This window comes from Clostridium collagenovorans DSM 3089 (genome assembly GCF_900130005.1).
In the GTDB taxonomy this organism is placed as follows: domain Bacteria; phylum Bacillota; class Clostridia; order Clostridiales; family Clostridiaceae; genus Clostridium_D; species Clostridium_D collagenovorans.
On sequence record NZ_FQXP01000012.1, the window covers coordinates 47,997 to 71,007 of the forward strand.

Genomic DNA, 23,011 nt, shown 5'->3' on the forward strand with positions numbered 1-23,011 from the left:
TATATTTTAATTCATATTAAAAAACTTTTTAGGAGGAATTTAAATTGAAAAGAAAAACTTTAGCCTTAATGTTAGCTTCAGTATTAATTGTAGGAAATTCCATGACTACATTTGCTGAACCACTTAATAGTAATTATGACTCTAAAGAATTAGCAAGCTTTAAGGGTATACCTGGGATTTTTTCAATAGAGAATCCAAATCCAACATTAGAAAATGATGGGGGTATTGTAAAATTTAAAATTAAAGGTGAAAACCTCGATGAGAATCTTACTAAAGTAAAGATTCTTTTAAATAATGCCTCACAAAATGAAATCATTAATACCCTAGTTTTAACTGGTTTTGGAAACTCTCAGAATTTAGAACTTACTTTTCCTAAAAATACCGATACTGAAGATAAAATCTACTCTGTTCTCTTCAACGAAGATGGCGGTGTAAATTTTAGCAACAAAAAAACTATAACTGTTAAAGGTTGTAAGAGTAATGATTCAGATACTAAACCTGACAGTAAACCTGTTGAAAGTTTACAACAAATAACTAACCTAGAAGTTCTCTTACCTACTATGTCTAGTAATGGTAAATATAATCCAGTGAAAATTACTGGTGAAAATTTAAAACCTGAAAATTTAAGTCTTCAGATTTTTGAAATTTCTAATGGCATAGAAATTTATAGACCTGAGCTTTCTAATGACCTTAAATTTAAGGGTACTGATACTTATCAAGAAGCTACATTGGAGTTTCCTGAAAACAACAATGATTTTGACTTAAATTATATAGTTAAAGCAGGGTTAAATCTTAATAATGGTTCACCAGTAGAGTACAAGAACTCAGTTCCTGTTAAAATAAAATCTACTAAATTACTACCTGATATTGATTTAAAGCCTTTAGATGTTACCCTTGATGAAAATCATAAAATTGTTACTATGAAATTTGAACAAGATATTTTTAATGCCAAGGCATCTTTAGAAAAGTTAAAAAATGAAATCTCTATATGTAAAGATTATATAGATAATCCCAATGAACTTATTAAATTAAATGATGAGGATACTATATTAATTAATAAAAATATTTTAACTATATCCTTAAATGAAAAAATTATAAGTAAATTTGGACACATACTTATAAATCCCTCAGCATTAAAAACTTCCGATAATAAATTAATAGGAAAAATAAGTAGTTTTATTGATTCTAATCATACTTCTTCGCTACCTAAGATATATAGTAACTCTATTATTGATAATAAAACTACACTATCAAATAAGGGTGGAAAAGTTTCTGTTAAAATAAAAGGGGGAAATTTATCTGATTCATTAAGTTCTACAAATAAATTAGATGTAACTATGGGTAAGATACTTCATATTTCTAATCCTATTAAAGAAGAATCAGATATAAATGTTAAGGTTACTGGTTCAGGTGAAGAACAAACACTCGAGTTTTCACTTCCTGAAAACACCAGTAATAAATCTCAATCTTATAGATTAATGATTTCTCTTAATAGTGGTTCAACCTATTTAGAAAGTAATTCTAAGAAGTTAGTTTTTACAGTTTTACCCGAAAATAAAACAAGTAATGACATTACATTAAGTCATATGACTATTTACTCTTATGCTACAACTGGTAATGCTGATAATACTTATACCATAACACCACTTTTACAAGAAAGCAAAAAAACAAGACTTCATCTATATGGATCAAATTTAGATAAAACTAAAACAAAAGTTAAAATTATAGATGAATATGGTGTTGAGTGGCCTGTTTATAACATTCCTGCTTATGATAGTCATGATCATTTTATCATGGTTAACTTTGATGGTACTGGTATTAAGGGAAATGGTGTCGAACAAGACCTAGAAATTATTTGCCCTAATAATATGAATCGTGATATTACATACACTATTCAAGTTGCTCCTGATGGAGTTAATTTTAACACTGAAACAGTTGTTACGGTTACTGTATTATCTTCAAAATCAGGAGAAGACCGCAATCCTGTTAAGAAAACTGTAACTATCAATTACATTGACGAGGATGGAAATAATTTATCAGATTCTAAAAATATCATTGGTTATTCTTGGTTTAATCTATATAGCCTAAATATTAATTCAAAAAATATTGAAGGATATGAGTTAAAGACAAGCCCTGATTTATCAGGTACAATAGGTGATGAAGACAAAACTCTAAACTATGTTTATAAAAAAGTCTCTGAAAATCTAGGCACTGATAAGCCAACGATAGATGACCCAACTACTGAAAATTCAGGAACTGATAAACCAAAGGTAGAAAATCCAACTACTGAAAACTCAGGTACTGATAAATCCTCTGCAAAGAATGATACTGTAGCTAAAACAACCATAGATGTTAAACATACTGATAGAATTAAATCTACTAGCACTCTTCCTCAAACTGGACAAGATTCTATGATTCCAACTATAGCTAGTGGATTAATGGTTACATTATCAGGTTTATTTGTTGGTCTAAAAAGTAAAAAGAAAAAATAAGATTAATATTTTATAAGCTAACATTTCTATATGTTAGCACCATATTAAAGAGAGAAAGCTTGTGGAAAATTCAAAATTTCCACAAGTCTTTTTACATATTTTTCATCATTCTTATACTCTTTATATCCTTCACTATTAGTTATAATATACTTTAAAAATTCATTGCTTTCAAGATTATCCTTAATACTTGATAATAGTTCCCTAGCCTTTTTAGAAACCTTAGGGGTAGGACTTTTATATTTTATTGTCTTTGTATTTCTAGGATATCTTGACTTCAGAAAAAAAGAACTTTAGTAAATATACTTTTATCTCCCTACAATAATTTAAAATACTAATCTTACTTATTCATATTTTTTATTTTTATACCAAACTTTATTGACATATGAATAATTCTAGTATATACTAATTATTGTACTTCGGGGTGTAGCGCAGATGGGAGCGCGCGTGGTTTGGGACCATGAGGTCGCAGGTTCAATCCCTGTCACCCCGACCAAAAGAGTCTTGAGAAATCAAGACTCTTTTATTTTTATATTCCATTATACTAACTAAATACTAATCACAAATAACTCATTTCTTTTAACTCGCAAATACACTTTTCTTGTGTAGTTTAATCTTAGTTCATAAAATGAAAAGTAAGCATAAATATACTTAAATACAGTATATTTTTTCTTAATATATTTATAACTTATTATTATCATAGGCTTTGCTATAATAATAGATTTTAAGCTTATGAATTGCAAATATAATTATTAGCTTCATCTTAGTATTTTTATATAAACCTCATTTTATTTGCGCTTATATATGATTTTTGTCATATTTCAAAAATTTCTTGGTAAAGATATAAGTAGACCTATATTTTTATTAGTAGACTTGTTGCAATTATTTACTCCAAAATTTAATGTTATATTCTTACGAGGTGATACTTAAAATGAATGGCAAATATAAAGACCTATTTAAAGAACTCTTATTAGCCTATAAAAATAATGAGTTTCTTGAAAAACTAGATGATATTAAAAGCAAAAGTAATCTTAAAGAAGAAGAATTCATAAAACTTGTAGCTTCTCTTTGTGGAGTTGAAATAGACATCTCTTCTAATTATAAAGAAGATTTGCTAGATGCTATAGCTAACTACTCTAACAATACAAAAATAGTTTCTAAGATTGCTGCATGTACATCAACCTGTACTTCTCACAATAAAAAAACCAAATGTGAAAGTTCTTGTCCCTTTGATGCTATACTATATAATGCTCTTGAAAAGGAAACTTATATAGACAATGATAAATGTGCCGATTGTGGTATTTGTATCGATGCTTGTCCTCATGGTAACTTTGTGGATAAAGTAGAATTCATGCCCCTTTTTGATTTAATAAATAAAAACGCTACAGTCATCGCAGCTGTTGCTCCTGCAATATCAGGTCAATTTGGTGATGATGTATCCATGAATCAAATGAGGAGCGCTTTTAAAAAACTTGGTTTTACAGAAATGATTGAAGTTGCTTTCTTTGCAGATATGCTTACCTTAAAAGAAGCCTTTGAATTTAATGATCATATAAAAACTGAGGATGATTTGATGATAACCTCTTGCTGTTGCCCTATGTGGGTAGGTATGCTTAAAAAAGTATATGGTGATTTGGTTAAACATGTTACTCCATCGGTATCCCCTATGATTGCAGCTGGAAGAGTAATGAAAGAGCTAAATCCTAACTGTAAGGTGGTCTTCATAGGTCCTTGTGTAGCTAAGAAAGCTGAAGCAAGAGAAAAAGATTTACTTGGTGCAATAGATTTCGTTTTAACCTTCCAAGAACTTAAAGAAATCTTTGATGTACTTAATATAGAACCTTCTAAACTAGAAGAAGATAAGTCTACAGAGTATGCTTCTAAGGGTGGGCGATTATATGCCCGTACTGGAGGTGTATCTATTGCTATCGAAGACGCTATTAAGAAGTTATTCCCTGAAAAAGCTAAACTCTTAAAGCCTGTTCAAGGTAATGGAGTAAAGGAATGTAAAGAACTCCTTATGAAGGCTCAAGAGAAAAACTTAAACGCCAACTTTATAGAAGGAATGGGCTGTGTTGGTGGTTGTGTTGGCGGTCCTAAAAAACTTATTCCTACAGATAAGGGAAAAGAGCATGTAGATGACTTTGCTAACTCCTCACAGGTTAAGGTAGCTATTGATAGCTCATGTATGCTAGAATTCCTAAACCGACTTGGAATTACATGTATAGAAGACTTTGGTTCTGAAAGTAAAACTGAAATTTTCCACAGAGAGTTTTAAGTTTTCACAAAAATTTTTTATATTATACACACTAGTTTAAAATCTTAAGTCTATACTAAATTGTGTTGAAGATTATATTTCTAAATTCGTAATTTCATATGACTCTTAGGATAGGTTGTGTTATGAGTACCCCATACCTTATATTTATAACACAGTTTATGCTAACTTTCCCAACGTAAAAAATAAGCCTTGATGGCTTATTTTTTTGCGCTCATATGTTATACTGATATATGTGTTATTAAAGATTATATATTAATGAAAGGAAGTGTCCATAGATGAAATTATTTTTCATATCAGATATTCATGGATCTATTTACTATTTAGAAAAGGCCTTAGAAAGATTTAATATTGAAAAAGCTGATTATCTAGTTATTTTAGGAGATGCCCTTTATCACGGACCTAGAAATGCACTTCCTAAAGACTATAATCCTAAAGCTGTTTGTGAATTATTAAATCAATACAAAGATAAAATCATGGCTGTAAGAGGAAATTGTGATAGTGAAGTTGATCAAATGATTATAAATTATCCAATGATGAGTGATTATTCAATAATCCTTTATAATAATAAAAGACTATTTTTAACTCATGGTCACATATTTAATAAAGACAATCTTCCTAACTTAAGCGAAAACGATGTAATCATTCACGGACATACACATGTACCTGTAGCTGAAAAATTAGAGAAGGTATTTTTAATAAACCCTGGCTCAATATCTATACCTAAGGAAAACAATCCACCTTCTTATGGAGTATTAGAGAATGACTTATTTGAGATAAAGGATTTAGATGGGGTTATCTTTAAGCAACTATACCTTCAGTAATATAATGATAATTAACTAAGGAGTGAGTAGATGTTAACAAATATAAAAGCTGCTATATTCGATTTAGACGGAACTTTAATAGATTCAATGGGAGTATGGCATGACATAGATGTAGAATTCTTAAAGGAAAGAAATCTTGAAATGCCTAAAGAGTTAGGTAAAGAAATAAGTGCTATGAGCTTTGAATCTGTTGCTATATATTTCAAGAAACTTTTTAATTTAGAAGAATCAGTAGAGGAAATAAAATCTATTTGGCTTAAAATGGCTATGGAAAAGTACTCTCAAATAACTTTAAAGCCTGGTGCAAAGGACTTTTTATTATATTTAAAAGAGCAAGGTATTAAAGTAGGACTAGCTACTAGTAACACAACTGTTTTATTAGAGTCAGTTTTAAAAGCAAATGGAGTATATGACTTATTTGATGCTATTACAATAACTAACGAAGTAGAAAGATCAAAGTGTTTTCCAGATGTTTATTTATTAGCATCACAAAGGTTAGATGTTCATCCTAATAACTGTATAGTATTTGAAGACTTATTAGCAGCTATTAAGGGAGCAAAATGTGCTAATATGAAGGTTGCTTGCGTGCAAGACGATCATGCCCATGACTCTATAGATGAATTAAAATCAGAGGCTCATTTTTATATTAATAGCTATGATGAGTTAAATGATAGCTTAAATAATTCATTATGTAGTGCTGTATAGAATCTACGCTATCTAAGCTGAATTGAATTTTATTATTTTACAAGAAAAACTTTTGAATAAGTTAAAGCATAATATAAACTTAAAATTATCTTATAACTTTAGGGAATGATGCATAAAGTACACAATTTTTATACGTTATGCATCATCTCTCTTTTTTTCACTTTTAATATTTAATTTTAATCTTCAATTTATATATTTACTTTTAATATTTAATATGTTAATATTATCCTGAGATTTCATTTAATACTTTTCTTATAAGCGTGTCAGTTAAGAAATTCTCTTTAAATCCTAAATAAGAATTATCTACATATTACTAATATAAATATCTACTCTAAATGATAGATGTCTTATTTTTCGCGGATTTTTATATTAAATTTCCTTTACGAAAATCAAAACAATATAATTTCACTAATAATTCTTTATAAAACTTATCTCTACTTATTATTAGATAAAACCATTTCTAAATTAAAGTGTGGATTATTAATTGAAACTTATATAAATAGAATTTTAGATAAAGTTTACCCTAAAATAACTTTATAAAATGTTTAATATATAGTTTAGGGAGTTAAATTATATGCAACCCCTTTTGTTATAATTCAACTCCCTGTATACGTTCTTAAAGTTACAAGGTGTAATTTATATATATTTTTTCATTAAAATCTTTAGGAGGACATAAATGAAGTTTAATAAGAGAGCCCTTATACTAACGATGAGTACGGCATTGATACTTTCAAGTTTACGCCCTTTAATACCTTATGCCGAGCAAGAAATTCCTAATGATAATACTATGTTAAATACTTCTATAAACACTGAAATAAACTCTTCAGCAATTCAAGGTGATAAAAATAATTTATCAGAAGTCACTAATACTTCTGGTATAAACTCGAATTCTGAAGATAATAAGGTCTCTAATGATAAATTAACTGTTGATAATGTAAGTAATTCAGTTAATAACATCAATGCTTCTACAGCACTTCTCTCAAGATTAGCTGAGCAGCCTTATGTTACTAATGTATCTGTAAAGGAAGACTCAACTTTAGATAATTATAAGGGAAGCTTTAGTATTGATGGAAAAGCTAGAATAGGTAATACTGTTTATTTGTCATATAATAGTACAAGCCAAGAGCAAGTTATTAATGAAAATATAGATTTTAAATTCTCTGTAGAAAGTACAGTAAAGGATTTCACTATTGAATTATATTCAAAGGATAGTTATGGTAAATCCTCTGATAAAACAATTATAGAAGTCAAAAACGGTGCTAGCACTATAATCAAAAATGGTACTACTCCAACTTCTAATACTTTACCAAGCATAGATGCTAAGGATATTTCTTTATCTCTTAATGACAAATTCGATGCTATGAACTCTGTCTTTGCTTATGACAAGGAAGATGGAGAATTAACAACCAAATTGGAAGTATTGAGTAATAGTGTAGATACTTCTAAAGCAGGTACTTATAAAGTATCTTATAAGATAACTGATAGCGATGGAAATATAACCTTAAAAGATATAAATGTTACTGTACAAGGCAAAGCAAATGTAAAGCCTATTATAATAGCAACTGATTTAACCTTTGACCTTTTTGATAAGTTCTTTGCTATAGACTATGCAACTGCAATAGATGAAGAGGATGGAGATTTAACTGATAAAATAGAAGTTCTAGAAACCACTGTTAACACAGCTAAATCTGGTGTTTATAAAGTTGTATATAGTGTAACAGATTCTGCTGGAGCTACAACTACCAAAACTATTTCTGTTACAGTTACAAATAAACTGAGCGATCCTAATACAAATCCTGTATTAATCCTTGCTTATCCTGAAATAACCTTAGGTTCAAATTTTAATCCTATGGATTATGTAGCAGCTTGGGATAAGGAAGATGGTGATATAACTAAATTAATAGATATATTAGAAAATACAGTTGATACAAGTAAAGTAGGGGTTTATAATGTTACCTACCAAATCATAGATAATGATGGTGGCGCTGCTGTAGCTGATATGCCAGTTTCTGTAGTAGATCCCAATGATAACTCTGGGAACCTTGATTCTAAAAACGAGAATGCTTCACCTACTATAACACTGACTCAAACTCATATACTTTTAGGGGATACCTTTGATCCACTATCAATTGTCAGTGCTTATGATGAAGAGGATGGAGATTTAACTGATAAAATACAAGTAATTGAAAATACAGTCATTCCAACTAAAGAAGGAGTTTACAAGATTGTTTATAAGGTAACCGATAGCCAAGGTGCTAGTACTGTAGAACAGGTTACCCTAACAGTAACTAGAACACAATCTCCTGTAGATGTTGTTAATACTAATTCACCAACACCTAAAGATACCACTACTGAGAGTAACACATCTACTGCTGCTCCTGTTACTGGTGATCCTACTTCCTTAGGCTATCTTGGATTAATGTTAGGTTCATTAGGAATTATAGTTGCTGGAAAACCATCTAAGAAAGATAAGGAATAATTTAATAAGCTTTATATAATAATTTATTGTATAAATATTATCCCCAATAGTTAAAAGGGCTACTATACTAAATGTTCTCTCCAGTATAGTAGCCTTTTTACTTATTAATTTTTAAATAACTATTCTATCCTTATTATACCTAGGCACTATATCTGTTATATCCTTTTTAGTACAATAAACTAAATCATCATTATATCCTAGTTCAATCATTCTCTTATAATGCTTTGCACTCTTAAGGAATTCATTTATATCCTTATTATTTCTATATAAATATAAAGCTGTGTATGCAATGTCTGAAAGCTCAACCTTATCTTCACCCAAAGTATCACATAAACAATCTGTTATATATCCTCCACATATGAAGTCATCCATAGAGAATTGTCCTGCTGTTCCTGCATTAACAATAATTACATCTCTGTTAAGCTTTATAAGTTCCTTTGCTACAGCCTTTGCATTTATCATAGCCCCTATTAAAATATCACTAGCATTAGTACTTCCCTTAATAGCCCTCGTTCCATTACTTGTAGTCATTATAACAGTCTTATCCTTAATTAAATCCTTAGTATACTCTAAAGGAGAATTAGAACAGTTAAAGCCCTCTATCTTTAAAGCATTTCTCTCTCCGCCTAATATAACATCATTATCCATGCTTTCACCAATAGCCTTAGCTTCCTCAATAGAAGTAACAGCAATAACATCCTTACATCCATTAATAAATGCAGTTACAATAACCGAAGTAGCTCTAAGCATATCAATAACCACAACTGTCTTATCTTTTAACTTGTCACTCATAATATAATCTGCTGAAATAACAACATCAATTTTCATATAATAATCCCCCTTGTATAATGTAATTATAACATTAAATAGAAAACTATCTATATTTCTTACAAACATTACAACTTAATTCTTTTTTATTAAAGAAACGTAAGATAGCTCTTCAAACTCCTACTTTTCTTTGATAATACTCAACTTTAAATACCTCAAAATCATTACTAAAATATCTATTTTGTAATATTAAAAATCACCTATGATATCTTAGATAATTTTTAGCATTCCAATATAAGTCTATAAACTAAATGAAGTTTACTTAATAAAATATTTATAAAGATATAAAGTTCTTTCCTTGATATAAATCCTCATTCTTCATTTTATCATCTATAGCATTTAATACTTCCCACTTTTTAAGGCTCCACATAGGGCCTATAAGTAAACTTCTAGGTGCATCACCTGTTAGTCTATGTATAACCATATCCTCTGGTAATCTCGTAACAGCCTCACAAATTAAGTCTACATACTCGTCTTGGCTCATAAACTTAAGCTTGCCACTGTTATATAAATTCACCATTGGAGTATCCTCCATTAAATGAAGAAGATGCATCTTAATTCCTTGCGCTCCAACATGAGCTAAGTAATCAATAGTGTCTAGCATTTCTTTTTTCTCTTCTCCTGGAAGCCCAAATATGCAATGTCCTACTACATCTATATTTCTAGCTCTTAAATTCTTTACAGCCTCTGTAAAGGTTTCCGTATCATAGCCTCTATTTATAAGTCTACCTGTTGTATCATTAGAGGTTTGAAGTCCTAACTCTACCCATACATATAATTTCTTACTGTACTCCTCTAGTAAATCTAAAACATCCTCATCTAAACAGTCTGGTCTAGTAGCAATAGCAAGAGCCACTACCCCCTCTTCCTTCACTGCCTCATCATACTTTTCTCTTAATACTTCCACAGGAGCATAAGTATTAGTGTATGCTTGGAAATAAGCTATATACTTATCGCCCTTCCACTTCTTATTCATCATATTCTTAATATCTAAGAATTGACTTCCTATAGAAAAGTTTCTGTCTCCTGCAAAATCTCCTGAACCTCTTTCACTACAGAATATACATCCACCCTTGCTTACCTTACCATCTCTATTAGGACAACTAAATCCCGCATCTAAAGATATTTTAAATACCTTATCTCCAAATTTATTTCTTAAAAAGTAATTTAAACTATGGTATCTTTTATCTCCCCACATTGTTGTCATACTTCTTCACCATCCTTTGAATATCTCGTGCATATCTAATTACCTACACTATACTCCTTTAAACATCTATAATATTATACCACAATGAACAAAATCTCATCTCTAGTTATAGAAGTATAAGAATTAAGTTACAATCATAATTAAAAATATTTTTATAGTTTACTCATTATTTAGGAACTTTCTTAATATGTATTTACTATATAGAAATTTTATAGGAGGTAACTTAACTTGAAGAAAAACTTTTCTATGGTATTAAAGCTGGCAGCTGTATTCATAGGAACATTAGTTGGTGCTGGACTTGCATCAGGACAAGAAATAACCCAATTTTTCACTACATATGGTGCAAAAGGATTTATCGGAATTGTTCTTTGTTGTATATTATACATACCAGTGTGTTCTATGATAGTAGTAATAAGTAATAAATATAACCTTAAGTCCTATACAGGGCTTATACAGTTAGTTAGCCCAGGACCCCTAGGTAAACTAACAACTATATTCATGAGTTTATTCCTTGTAAGCTCATCAGCTATTATACTAGCTGGAAGTGGAGCCTTACTTCATCAATACTTTGGAGTTCCAAAGTGGATCGGAATTATAATAATGACATCCGTTGCTTTATTCACCTTACTTAAGGGTAGTAGCGGACTTATAACTATAAACTCATTTATAGTGCCATCATTAATAACCGTTATAACAACAATCTTTGTATTATATTTAGTATTCTGCAAAGACATGGTTACGCTTGAAAATATAAAAGCTCTGCCAATTACTAAACAAACAATAGTCCCTGGACAATGGTTTGTTTCTGCGCTACTTTATGGAGGCTTCAACATACTTTGCTGTAGTGGTGTTCTAGTGCCTTTAAGCTCCGAAATTAAAAATAACAAAGTTTTAAATAGCGGAATATTCTTAGGTGCAATAGGACTTACCATTCTATGTATGATGATTAATTTAATGCTTGGTTTAAACATACCATTTATCTTCAAATATGACATACCACTTTTATATGTAGCTCAAAGATTTATTGGTGTAGTGCAGATAGCTTTACTTATGATAATCTGGTGTGAAATGTTCTCAACAGAGGTATCAGATATATACAGCTTAGGTAAAACTATAGAACAAAAATTCAATATACCTTATAAAAAGGGTATATTCTTAGTTTACTGTTTATCAATTCCTATTTCACAAATAGGCTTTAAAGAATTAATAAGTGTACTTTATCCTTGTTTCGGTGTAATAAGTTTAATCTTCGTAGCACAAATAGTTATGTTCTACAGAAAGAACTGCAAAGGCCGTAGATAGTAGAAATTTATACACTTTGCAATATTAAAACTACATTAATCAAACTTCACTTGATATTCAAATTTTAAATTTGAAGTTATCATTGTACGTCAAAATTACTTGCTGCAAGGAAGATATATAAGTTCTAATTAATAACTAGCTTTATTCTATAATTAATGTTAAATCTAAATAGAATAGAGCTTTGTTATTTAAATAATCTTATAATTAATTCACAATTATACACTTTATTTATCCACAACTATAACAACTTCCTCTCTATAATCTGAATAACTTTCAGTAACTTTAACTTTCATCTTTTCTCTTATATATCTTTAATCGCAAAGATTATTATTTATAACATTAATAGACCATATCTAAATAACTTAATAGTATGCTCATAATCTTATATCTCACTTACCTTTTATTTCAGTTTTTAAACCTGTAAATAACATAATCGTATTCTTACAATTAGTTAACTTATAAAACATAGATAGACTGATCCTTGCTCTTAGCCATGTATATTAAAGTTACTTTTTCTAGATACACATTTATACTAAGTTTAATATTCCTCTTACATCTATAGTTTTATACTACATCCTCTTTGCACTATTTATTTTATATTATAATTGTTCAAAATAATAAATAGATTTATAATTTAAATAGACTTCACTTTAGTTATTCACTAAATAAAATAGAACTATATATGTAGGATATTAATTACAACATATATAATTAAAGAACTTACTAAAAACTAAAAGTTGATAATGTATTATAGTCTGGAAGCATATAAGAAAGTCTCATTGACTATTTTATGATTTGAATGATAAAACTCTTACAAAATAATTATAATTGAAAGTAAGATTCAGTTTATAAAACCTATATTAATATAACTTACGAAAGGAGATTTTGGTGAGATTACTAGTAACAGTATACCCCTCACTGAATATAAACTATGAATAATGAAGTTTTAGAATTACTAAAAAGTTGTACTACATGTCCCAGGAAATGTAAATCCAATAGAGTAGAAAACAAAATAGGTTTCTGTAAATCTACGGATAAAGTAAAGGTTGCTAGAGTATCCTTACATCATTGGGAAGAACCTTGTATCTCTGGTGAAGAAGGCTCTGGAACAGTGTTTTTCTCTGGTTGTAATCTTAATTGTGTTTTCTGCCAAAATCATGATATAAGTCAAGAAGGTATAGGTGCAGAAATAACCATTGAAAGACTTTCAGAGATATTCCTAGAACAGCAAGATAGAGGTGCAAATAATATAAACTTAGTAACTCCTACACACTACGCCCCTCAGATTATAGAAGCTTTAAAGCTAAGTAAAACTAAAGGATTACAACTACCAGTAGTTTATAATTGTAATGGCTACGAAAGTCTTGAAACCTTAGAGTTACTTAGAGGATATATTGATGTCTTTGTACCAGATTTAAAATACTTTAAAGATGAGTATGCCATAAAATACTCAAAGGCACCTAATTACTTTTCTATAGCATCAAAAGCAATAGAAAAAATGTATTCAATGGTTGGCCCAGTTAAATTTAATGAAAAAGGTATAATAGACAGTGGAGTAATAATACGTCATCTTATGCTTCCTGGTCTATTATTTGACTCAAAGAAAGTTATAGACTACATATATAAAACCTTTGGAGATGATGTGTATATAAGTCTAATGAATCAATATACACCTATGTTTAAAGTTGTAAATTGTGATGAATACTCATCTATAAATAAACCCTTAAATCCTAAACACTATGATAGTTTAATTGATTACTGTTTAGACCTTGGAATTACTAAAGCCTTCATACAGGATTCTGGTACTAACACAGAAGCCTTTGTTCCAGAGTTTGATTTAAGAGGAGTAGAAAAAAAGCCCTATGACCAATAAAGTCATAGGGCTTGACTTATTCTTTTTGTTATTAATATTATCAACAGAGCTTGAAATTTAAAACTCCTGATATTAAACTCACCATAAATCCTTTGAACTCACTTTCATAAACTTTAAATTCACCACTTTATTTCCTTCGTTTAAGTATCTATACTTTATAGCATTACTTATCTTATCTTTTCATTACATATTAAGACCATTTATTTTATCGAGGCTATTTATCTTTTATCTTTAAAATTGAGACTTGAGAACTATCTATCTTTTCCCTATTCTCTTTTACTTATCTTTAATTATTGAGGCTATCTATTTCATTGCTACTATTTATCTTTTATCTTTAAAACTGAAACTAGAGGGCTATTTATCTTTTTTTCTATTCTCTACTAACTTTTATTTATATTAAAACAAATCTATAGGGTATTCTACAGTTGGAATATCATTTATTCCTGTATAAGGTACATGAGGTGTAAATGTGGCCATACCTACACTTGACCTTAGTTCAGCAATCTTAGTTACTCCAACGTATATATCAGAAATAGCATACCATGTAGCATAATCAACTATTCCTGTTTGAGGTAAATTAAATACCTCTTGGAACTTCTTAACTGATTCTTGAGTAGCTGGTCCATAAACTCCATCTACTTTAACCTTTTTAATAGCTGGATAGTTATCTCCTATCCTGTTTAAATATTGTTGTACAACCCTAACAGGCTCTCCAGAATAACCTAACTCTAAGGAGTATCCTGGATAAGATTTAGGAATTCCCTTAACTTCTTCTGCTCTTACAAGTTCTATATCATTTCCATAGAAACTAGTTAAGATTTCATAAGGAGGCAACCCATTTTGTCCTAATTCTTGACTTCCCCATTGAGTTAGCCAACCAGGACATTGCACCTGTCTACCATCACAATATTGTGCTAATAAAGGTTGCTTTTTATTCCATCTCTTAATATAACTAGAGAAAATATCATCTACTACAACACTTATGCTATCAAAAATGTTTCTTCCATAAGTGAAAGCATGGTCGTATGCAGTTGAGTTAGTTATATCAAAGTTTTTGCCCTTTCCTCTATACCATTCAGTATAAATCCTATTTAAAGTAAAGGATAAAATGCAATAGATATTAGCTCTTATAGCATTTTCACTCCATGTTGCATATATCTCACAAGAGGCAACATTCTTTACATAGTCTTTAAATCTAACTGTATAGTTTGGAGCATTATTATTATTAGGTAACCCTGCATGAACTACCACAAACTCAGGTATTACAGGTTTAGGTAATACCACACTTCCTGATGGTGGAGGTGGAAGTGCCTTATCTGGATCCTCAGGTATTTTTCTAGGATATTCACCTAATAATGTATTGGAATTCACCACTATGATTTCATCTTGTCTTGTATCTTTTCTTAAACTCTTCTTAGGCACCATATTGCATGGTTGTATTGCTAAGGTATCTGGGAACAATTGAGCACCATCTATAATCAGTGGCTCAAATCCTTCTGCTTCAACCCTAATATTGTATAAGCTATAGGGATCCATGCTACCTGGTTTTATAGAATTATCTAAGGGTGGTGTAGGTAATTCTATAATTGAAGTCTCTCCATTTGCATTTGAAGTTTCTTTGGTTTCTATTCTTTGAGCACCAGGTTCTGATTTAGAAGTTACAGTAACCTTGGCACCTTCAATTGGAACATAAGAGCCTTCATTGTAAAGCTGTACTTTCAAAGTACCAGTATCAGCCATATTAAAACTCCTTTTAAACTTGATTCCTTATTATACTATGATTTTTAAAGTGCATTTGATACAAATTATGGTATTTATTTAAAAGTATAGTGCCTTAAATTATGCTTCTTAAATACTTCTTATTTGTTTTAAAAGTTGGATTATAAGTAGATTGCTAAAAATCTTACCTCAATTTTCATACTGATATAAATGTTTTTATTTTGATTAACCATTATCAATAATTTATAATCATACAAAATAATATCGCACTAAGTAATCTACATAAAACATAATAACCTTATAATTCTAAGGCTATTGTATTTTAGCACTTTTTCTTAATGCGATATTCTTTACTTATTTAAACTTATTAATATTTCCTCCGGTATTCTAACCAAAACCTTTCCCTTAATATTTTTACTCTCAATTATATCATCAACTTCAACTATATTATCATCTTTAAATAACCTTATATAAGAGTCCATATCCTCTTCATAACCTCTAAACGCCTTAAATAACCCTTCCAAATCTAGCATTCCATATCCCCATTGAGTATTTGGGTATATATCTCCATCCCTTTTTTTTGTTCCCCTTATTAACAAAGCTTTAACCTTATTAGAGTACATATTTGTATCATTTTTTTGAACTATACCCCATTCCAAAATAAGCGCAACAGCTCCAGCTAATACAGCACTTGCAGCACTACTTCCTGATACTACACTTTCTCCACCACCTACCATTGTAGTTCTAACATTTATTCCTCCTGTAGTTACATCAGGCTTTACCCTTCCATCTCTAGTATATCCTCTTCCAGAATAGCCAAGTATAGTACTATTATTCTGATCATATGCAGAAGTTACTATTGCTGTCCTGGATGTTCCAGGAGTTGTTAATGTTGTATATGGTGATGCATTTAAGAACTTTGTGCCTGACTTGATAAGCTGACTTGATGGAATCCACATATCATATTTACCATTTACAATATAATCTCCATAGAGCTTTATCTGCCATATTCCACCCTTAATATTTTTAATTAAAATAGTTATAAGTTCATCTCCAGTTAACTCCTCAGGTAAAAAGTAATTTATAAACACCTTGCTTCTTTCAAAAACTAAGTTGAAATCGTATAAAAAACCTAACTTAGGTGGAACTCTATCAATTGCCTCCCCACTAGGTGATACTATTCCAACAGCTATTTTATCCGGCATTCTGCCCCATATACTTACAATCAAATTTTCCTCATTATCATCAACCTTAAGCTCCACAGTTTGAATTTCCCCATTATTATTAAGTTTTCCTTCCGCATGAATACCTACATCACCCTCATTACCAGTACCTGTGACTACGACAACTCCTCTAGACCTTGATATATCATCTATAAATCTTTCTAATAAAGTTGATCCATCATGAGCGCCAAAATTACCTCCTAAGGGAATTAAAATAACCATTGGTTTTTTTTCTTTTTTATAAAAATTATATAAATAATTGATTCCTAATATTAAATTCGAACCATCATAAACAGGAGTATTAGGTGCATTTATTCCTATTTCATCTAAGAACACCTTCTCCGCTGGTTTTAACTTCACCATGACAAGTTCACAATCTGGCGCTGCTCCAATAGAACCATCTCTCGCTCCAGCTATTCCTGCTACTTTAGTCCCATGTCCTATTTCATCCTTACTCTTTACAATTTGGTATGGATCCTTACCTTCCTTATGAGCTGTAATAGCTGCATTAATTTGCTCTCTTTTATATTCGGTACCTAATCCTATCTTTTCTGGTCCTGGACCCTCTTGTATTGTCTGATCCCATATAGCTGCAATTCTAGTTGTGTCATCTTCATACATAAACTCTTTATTTAAATAATCTATACCTGTATCTATTATTCCTATTAATACACCATTTCCTCTTAAATTTAAATATGGAGCATCATGAAACTTTTCAATATTAGCTGTTTCTAAGGGTGATACAGAATTAAGAGTATACAATGTTCCCTTATCCACATAAGTTATCTGCGGAATACTTTTTATAACCTCATTCTTTTTTGAGCTTTCAACAACTAACAACGCATAATTATCATCTAATACCGTAGCACAAGCATACTCTATCTTTTTTAAGGTTTCTTTAATATCACCTTCATATAAAATGATTATACTTTCATAATTAGGATCATAAAATCCTTTCTTACAAAACTCCTCACCTCCCTGACTCACTCTAGGATTTTCATAATCATTCCCATACTCTTCCTGTCCTAATTTTTCTTTGCAACCACATCCTCTTTCTTTCTCTCCATTGCTTTTGATTTTTTTCTTTATTTCTATACTGGGTATAACAAAATTTTCTTCTAGTCTTATATTTCTCATATTATGTCTACTCCTTACCATACCCTCATTTATCCATGCCTCCATGGAATTAGATAAACATAAAGTTCCATATCCCCAACTTGGGTCGGGATAACTTATATCTGTTCTATTTCTAACTGCTCCTTTTATTAAAAAGTATTTAACCCTATCACCATACATATATACATCATTGCCCTTTACTATTCCCCACTCCATAAGTAATGCAGAAGCACCTGCAACCATAGGAGTAGCCATGGATGTACCTGACATAGTGGTAAAACTCCTATTAGGTGATGCTGACTCTATATTCTCACCAGGAGCCACAAGGTCTGGCTTTATACTTTGAAATGATCTAGGTCCTCTCCCTGAAAAAGCTGACAAGTTATTTGTAACTGCATTGTAGCTTCCCACTGTTATTGCAGTCATCACAGTTCCAGGTATCCCCAAAGTATTGTATGGATTTGGAGATAAAAATTTAGTACTCGGGCTTAACCCCTCTGAAATCGGAAGCCATATATTGTACTCTTGATTTTTAAGATTACTATTAGAGTATAAATTTATTGTCCAAACCCCTGGAGTCAATGTTGTTCTTAAGGGAATAAGTGTGATAACAGTTTCTCCATTTAAATTAAATGGTTGTGGCCCTGAGTTATATATATAATAGGAGTCTAAGCCTATATTGCTAGATATATAACTTTTATTAAGTGGAACAATACCACTACTTCTTCCACTTGAGTCCTTAATTTCTATACTTAATTCAGATAAGAAGTTCTTATATAATTGTAGAACTATTATCCTTTCATCTGGACCCATATTAAATCCTATGCTTTGCTGTGGTTGAATTATACCACCAACATGATGCCCACTTTCCCCCTCATTTCCTGCTGCTATTACAAAGTTAAGTCTTTCAAGTTCTGATACAGTTTTTATATATAATTCTAAAAGACTCTCTCCATCATGTGCTCCATCATTAGTGCTAAAGCTAAGATTAATAACAAGTGGAGCTTTCAATTCTTTACTCTTATCTATTAAAAACTTTACCCCCTTCATCAATTGAGTACTTTGTGCAAAATTAGCTTGTTTAGTTCTAGTCATCTTAACCATAATAATAGAACTTTCATAAGCTACTCCGTAATAATCTTTATTTATTTTCCCCCCTCCACATGCTATACCAGCAACATGAGTTCCATGTCCAGAGGTATCAACTTGATTAACTATACTAAGTGGATTAGGTGCTTTAATAGCATTATTTATATCCTCCTCAGTGTAAACCATATCACTTTGTATATCATATATATATTTTATCCTTGTAGTTCCATCCTCATTTCTAAAGGCTGGGTGCATATAGTCAATTCCAGAATCGATAAATCCAACTATGACCCCTTTACCCGTTAAGTTATATGACTCCCATACCCTGGTTATACAAGAGGACTTATTACTGGCTAAGGAACTCGCATACATAGGTTTAGGTAATTCAAAATATCTTATCTCTGGAATCTGTAATGCCTTATCTAAATTTTCACCTCTTATGCTAATTACCGCAAAGTTAAATCCTAAATCTACAATACTTCCCTCTAAGGCAGTTATTTTCTCTTTTACTATGTTTATGTCACCACTTATAAGAACCGCTAACTCCAAAAACTCCTTTTCATTCTGCGGCTCATTAAAATATTCAGCTACCTTAACCCTAACTTCTCTAGGAACCTTGGTTATTAAATTTGTTAATGCATTAGCCTTTTCCATAAAGCTTCACTCCATAAAATACTATTATTTATATAATATGTTTTACCCTATACATTGTTTCACACTTATCCCTATATTTTATCCAAAATTAACCTCTTATCTTCTTCCTTAGACTTTAGCTCTTCTATATATCCTTATAAACTGCTCTTTACTTCTTAGTTCTTCTATAATACTTTAAGTCATTCTTCACCCTTACTTTTTATTTCTGCTTCAAATCTCTTTTCACTACTCACTTTTACTTATCTTTCTCCGCTCTTCAAATCTTTTCACCGTTGACAATTACTCCTTAACTATTCTCTCTTTAATAAATGAGTTTTCTTCAAAAAATAAATATGGCATATTCCCAATCTCCATGTTAAATATAAGTTATGCTCCAAATATTTAACCAGAAATAGTTAATATGCCAATTTAGCCTACAAATATAACTATAATTATATCTGTATAATTTATAATTGTAATTCAACGTAATTTAATTTCGCTATTACTTTTAATTCTCTTTTACTTATTGTATCTGCTCTCAAAGCATTCTTATTAGAAATTAATAAAATCTTATCTGAGTCTAGTCGTTTAACTTGTCTTAAGCATCTTTCTCCATTATACTCTACAAGACAAATAGAATTGTTTTCAATTTCTCCTGTTAAATTTGCAAAAGCAAGGTCATCCTTAGCAATTCTAAAGCTAAGCATATCATCATTCTCTACTTTCAAGAATATAACCTTATCTGGAGCGTACCCATTTATTCTATTAGATACAACAGGTAACTGCTTTTTATCAATAGCTTTATTTAAGTCATATCCATATACAGGTACACTTCTTAAAACTGAGCTGAAAGCATCACTCCATTGATTATCAATCTTTTCAAGAGTTTTGAATTTAGGCTTAACCTCTACTCTATCCTCTGCTTCTGCCACATCTTCAAAATTCATAGAGATATCATTGATTTCTTCACCTAAAATCTTAGAAACCTTCTCCATGATTGATTCATTAATTACCTTTCTACCAAGTTCAACATCCTTAATAAAACTTTCTGAAACTCCTAATTTTTTACCCAATGCCTTTTGAGTCAATCCCTTTTTAGTTCTAACTTGAGCTATTTTTTCTCCTATTCTACTCATTTCAAAGCCACCTCTGCTATCATAACAATACTTTTTAATATATTTATTACTATATAAATTTTAATTAATCCTCTATACATATAACCATGTATTATATATTTCACTGCTAAATCTAATCTATTGAATAATATTTATAGAAATATCCTCATAATATTTGTACTTAATTATTCTTAAAAACTCTATCTATAGATCTTAAAAACTTACTAACACCCTTATATTTAACCTTAATTTAAAAACTAAATAAACTCAAATATAAAAAATCAACTAAAGCTTGAATATAGCTTCAATTATTAATTTTTATTTTGTAAATTCTTAAAACTAGCTTTCTCCTGCATTAAATGTTCTGCTAAGTAATCAAACTTCCAATTTATAGATGTCGGAGTTACTCCAGCTAAAATAGCATCTTTTAGCTCAGGATATTTTCTTATATCCTTAACCATCTTCTGAAGTTCTGCTTGCATAAATCCATGAAATAATATTATGGGATCACAATTTAATTTTTCCTTCTCAGTAACTTCAGGAGTTGTGCCATCAATTATTTCACCAACAGTTAAATCCACCATATTGTTTTCTATGATTTTACATAAGGAAACCTTATTTAAAGCACAAAGACTTCTTAATCTAAAACAACTAGGCATATCAAATCCATAAACATATACAGCTTTCTTTCCCATAATTCTCACGCTCCTTTTCTTATACCCTATGTATAATCAATAACCACTCACTTAACTCCTAAAAGTTAAATAAGTGGTCATAAATTATTGTTTTACACTAATTACTTAGTTTCTGGCTCACCATATTCAACACCAAAAGTATCTACAGTTACGGATTCCATAACTTGATCTTCGTGAGGTCTATCAGCTCTATCTCTCTTAGAGTTAACTATTTCTTGAGCAACATCTAAACCTTCAGTTAATTTACCGAAAGCAGCATATTGACCGTCTAAGTGTGGAGCATCTGAAGTCATAACGAAGAATTGACTTCCTGCTGAATCTGGTACATAAGTTCTAGCCATAGAAAGAACACCAGCAGTATGTTTTAAATCATTTTTAAAACCATTGCTTGAGAATTCTCCCTTTATGCAGTATCCAGGTCCGCCAGTACCAGTTTTTTCTGGGCATCCACCTTGAATCATGAAACCAGGAATTACTCTGTGGAATATTAGTCCATCATAGTATCCTTTATTAATTAAGCTTATAAAGTTTTTAACTGTATTAGGAGCTATTTCTGGGTATAGCTCAGCCTTCATAACCTTACCATTTTCCATTTTTATTGTAACTATTGGATTTGTCATTTGAAGTCCTCTCCTCTTAGAAAAATTTTCTTAATTCACAATATATTATACCATAATTACCATAAAACTATTATGATAAAATATTCCTTCTCTAAGAAAATTCTTCTTTCAAAGAAATTATTTAATGACTTCCTTCTTAATATTCAAATTCACTTCTAAAACCTTTACATTTTGGGCAAAATTAATAATAACACTACCACCTGGAAGTATCATTATATTCTTATCATTTAAAAATTTTATAATTTCTTTGTCAGTTGCTTCCACATTATATACAATAAGCTCCTTATGGTTTACCTTTGGCTTCTTTGTACCATATCCAAAGTTAATTTCCTTTTCACTTAATTTTAGGTTTTCTCCAATATTTTCATCACATATAGCTATTGTAGCGTTTTCAGTTCCATTATCACAGACTATACCTAATGAACTTATTATATATATTTTATTGCTATCACTTGGATTGTTAATAGAAACATATTTAACAGCCTTATTGCTATCTATAAGAGCCTTACTTAAATAAAATTCATTACTTTTCTCATTGTTTAATTCCTTATCTAATAAAAATACCTTCATTGTTTTCTCACCTTATTTCTTATGATTTGCAAGTGTTGATTAGTTTCCGTCTTTTTTAATAGGTCTTATTGGAATTGCTTGCATTAGTAAATCTTTATTGCAAACTAAAACTTCTTGATACACCTTGAAATATAACTCCTCATTCCACATAAATTAATGTAATAAATATGAAACTTCTACATTATATTCATGTCAAAATGTTAATGTGCTTTAAAAGTTATATATGTAATTAGCCTAATTAGTAATTTA

Annotated in this window: 15 protein-coding genes and 1 tRNA gene; 8 read left to right on the forward strand and 8 right to left on the reverse strand. The window is 30.2% G+C overall.

From position 1 onward, the window contains the following. Window positions 1-44: 44 nt before the first annotated feature. The 6 genes from BUA48_RS13315 (at window position 45) to BUA48_RS13340 (ending at window position 8,772) form a co-directional block, all read left to right on the forward strand. Entirely contained in the window at window positions 45-2,492 is a 2,448-nt protein-coding gene (locus BUA48_RS13315; protein ID WP_072832559.1) for a MucBP domain-containing protein, read from the forward strand. A 417-nt stretch (window positions 2,493-2,909) separates the two neighbouring features. Then, window positions 2,910-2,985 (forward strand) — tRNA-Pro (locus BUA48_RS13320). 435 nt (window positions 2,986-3,420) lie between these two features. Next, window positions 3,421-4,767 (forward strand): [Fe-Fe] hydrogenase large subunit C-terminal domain-containing protein, encoded by a 1,347-nt coding sequence (locus BUA48_RS13325; protein WP_072832560.1) that lies wholly within the window; start codon window positions 3,421-3,423, stop codon window positions 4,765-4,767. Between the two features lie 275 nt (window positions 4,768-5,042). Further along, window positions 5,043-5,588, forward strand: coding sequence for a phosphodiesterase (yfcE, locus tag BUA48_RS13330; RefSeq protein ID WP_072832561.1), 546 nt, complete (start codon window positions 5,043-5,045; stop codon window positions 5,586-5,588). A gap of 30 nt (window positions 5,589-5,618) precedes the next feature. Continuing rightward, complete coding sequence (locus BUA48_RS13335) at window positions 5,619-6,293, forward strand: HAD family hydrolase (RefSeq protein WP_072832562.1); 675 nt, start codon at window positions 5,619-5,621, stop codon at window positions 6,291-6,293. Window positions 6,294-6,969: 676 nt separating this feature from the next. Beyond that, complete coding sequence (locus tag BUA48_RS13340; RefSeq protein ID WP_072832563.1) at window positions 6,970-8,772, forward strand: immunoglobulin-like domain-containing protein; 1,803 nt, start codon at window positions 6,970-6,972, stop codon at window positions 8,770-8,772. 111 nt (window positions 8,773-8,883) lie between these two features. Here the strand turns inward: BUA48_RS13340 and BUA48_RS13345 are convergent, their stop codons facing one another. Together BUA48_RS13345 and mnmL are read right to left on the reverse strand one after the other, a co-directional pair. Further along, window positions 8,884-9,600: a 2-phosphosulfolactate phosphatase family protein gene (locus BUA48_RS13345; protein ID WP_072832564.1), complete on the reverse strand. Its 717-nt coding sequence runs from the start codon at window positions 9,598-9,600 to the stop codon at window positions 8,884-8,886. 274 nt (window positions 9,601-9,874) lie between these two features. Next, entirely contained in the window at window positions 9,875-10,807 is a 933-nt protein-coding gene (gene mnmL, locus BUA48_RS13350; RefSeq protein ID WP_072832565.1) for a tRNA modification radical SAM protein MnmL/YtqA, read from the reverse strand. Window positions 10,808-11,053: 246 nt separating this feature from the next. Here mnmL and BUA48_RS13355 point away from each other — a divergent pair, with 246 nt between their 5' ends. After that, the gene (locus tag BUA48_RS13355; protein ID WP_072832620.1) at window positions 11,054-12,109 is read left to right on the forward strand and encodes a YkvI family membrane protein; all 1,056 of its coding nucleotides are present in this window, start codon (window positions 11,054-11,056) and stop codon (window positions 12,107-12,109) included. Between the two features lie 931 nt (window positions 12,110-13,040). Then, a complete protein-coding gene (locus BUA48_RS13360; protein WP_072832566.1) occupies window positions 13,041-13,982 on the forward strand; it encodes a radical SAM protein in 942 nt (313 codons plus the stop codon). 396 nt (window positions 13,983-14,378) lie between these two features. Here the strand turns inward: BUA48_RS13360 and BUA48_RS13365 are convergent, their stop codons facing one another. The 6 genes from BUA48_RS13365 to BUA48_RS13390 all read right to left on the reverse strand — a co-directional run bounded on the left by BUA48_RS13365 (window position 14,379) and on the right by BUA48_RS13390 (window position 22,762). Continuing rightward, window positions 14,379-15,722, reverse strand: a complete 1,344-nt coding sequence (locus tag BUA48_RS13365) for a peptidoglycan-binding protein (protein ID WP_072832567.1) — start codon at window positions 15,720-15,722, stop codon at window positions 14,379-14,381. Window positions 15,723-16,051: 329 nt separating this feature from the next. Further along, entirely contained in the window at window positions 16,052-19,783 is a 3,732-nt protein-coding gene (locus BUA48_RS13370; RefSeq protein ID WP_084666355.1) for a S8 family peptidase, read from the reverse strand. Between the two features lie 446 nt (window positions 19,784-20,229). Beyond that, complete coding sequence (locus tag BUA48_RS13375) at window positions 20,230-20,898, reverse strand: S24 family peptidase (protein WP_072832568.1); 669 nt, start codon at window positions 20,896-20,898, stop codon at window positions 20,230-20,232. A gap of 290 nt (window positions 20,899-21,188) precedes the next feature. Continuing rightward, entirely contained in the window at window positions 21,189-21,572 is a 384-nt protein-coding gene (locus BUA48_RS13380; RefSeq protein ID WP_072832569.1) for a DUF3783 domain-containing protein, read from the reverse strand. 101 nt (window positions 21,573-21,673) lie between these two features. After that, complete coding sequence (locus BUA48_RS13385) at window positions 21,674-22,192, reverse strand: peptidylprolyl isomerase (RefSeq protein WP_072832570.1); 519 nt, start codon at window positions 22,190-22,192, stop codon at window positions 21,674-21,676. 117 nt (window positions 22,193-22,309) lie between these two features. After that, the gene (locus BUA48_RS13390) at window positions 22,310-22,762 is read right to left on the reverse strand and encodes a hypothetical protein (RefSeq protein ID WP_072832571.1); all 453 of its coding nucleotides are present in this window, start codon (window positions 22,760-22,762) and stop codon (window positions 22,310-22,312) included. Window positions 22,763-23,011: the final 249 nt, after the last annotated feature.

Coding starts and splice junctions, on each gene's coding strand:
- BUA48_RS13390 (WP_072832571.1), bottom strand. CDS start 22,762: ATGAAGGTATTTTTATTAGATAAGGAATTAAACAATGAGAAAAGTAAT.
- BUA48_RS13380 (WP_072832569.1), bottom strand. CDS start 21,572: ATGGGAAAGAAAGCTGTATATGTTTATGGATTTGATATGCCTAGTTGT.
- mnmL (WP_072832565.1), bottom strand. CDS start 10,807: ATGACAACAATGTGGGGAGATAAAAGATACCATAGTTTAAATTACTTT.
- BUA48_RS13365 (WP_072832567.1), bottom strand. CDS start 15,722: ATGGCTGATACTGGTACTTTGAAAGTACAGCTTTACAATGAAGGCTCT.
- BUA48_RS13385 (WP_072832570.1), bottom strand. CDS start 22,192: ATGACAAATCCAATAGTTACAATAAAAATGGAAAATGGTAAGGTTATG.
- BUA48_RS13370 (WP_084666355.1), bottom strand. CDS start 19,783: ATGGAAAAGGCTAATGCATTAACAAATTTAATAACCAAGGTTCCTAGA.
- BUA48_RS13360 (WP_072832566.1), top strand. CDS start 13,041: ATGAATAATGAAGTTTTAGAATTACTAAAAAGTTGTACTACATGTCCC.
- BUA48_RS13340 (WP_072832563.1), top strand. CDS start 6,970: ATGAAGTTTAATAAGAGAGCCCTTATACTAACGATGAGTACGGCATTG.
- BUA48_RS13335 (WP_072832562.1), top strand. CDS start 5,619: ATGTTAACAAATATAAAAGCTGCTATATTCGATTTAGACGGAACTTTA.
- BUA48_RS13375 (WP_072832568.1), bottom strand. CDS start 20,898: ATGAGTAGAATAGGAGAAAAAATAGCTCAAGTTAGAACTAAAAAGGGA.
- BUA48_RS13355 (WP_072832620.1), top strand. CDS start 11,054: ATGGTATTAAAGCTGGCAGCTGTATTCATAGGAACATTAGTTGGTGCT.
- BUA48_RS13325 (WP_072832560.1), top strand. CDS start 3,421: ATGAATGGCAAATATAAAGACCTATTTAAAGAACTCTTATTAGCCTAT.
- yfcE (WP_072832561.1), top strand. CDS start 5,043: ATGAAATTATTTTTCATATCAGATATTCATGGATCTATTTACTATTTA.
- BUA48_RS13345 (WP_072832564.1), bottom strand. CDS start 9,600: ATGAAAATTGATGTTGTTATTTCAGCAGATTATATTATGAGTGACAAG.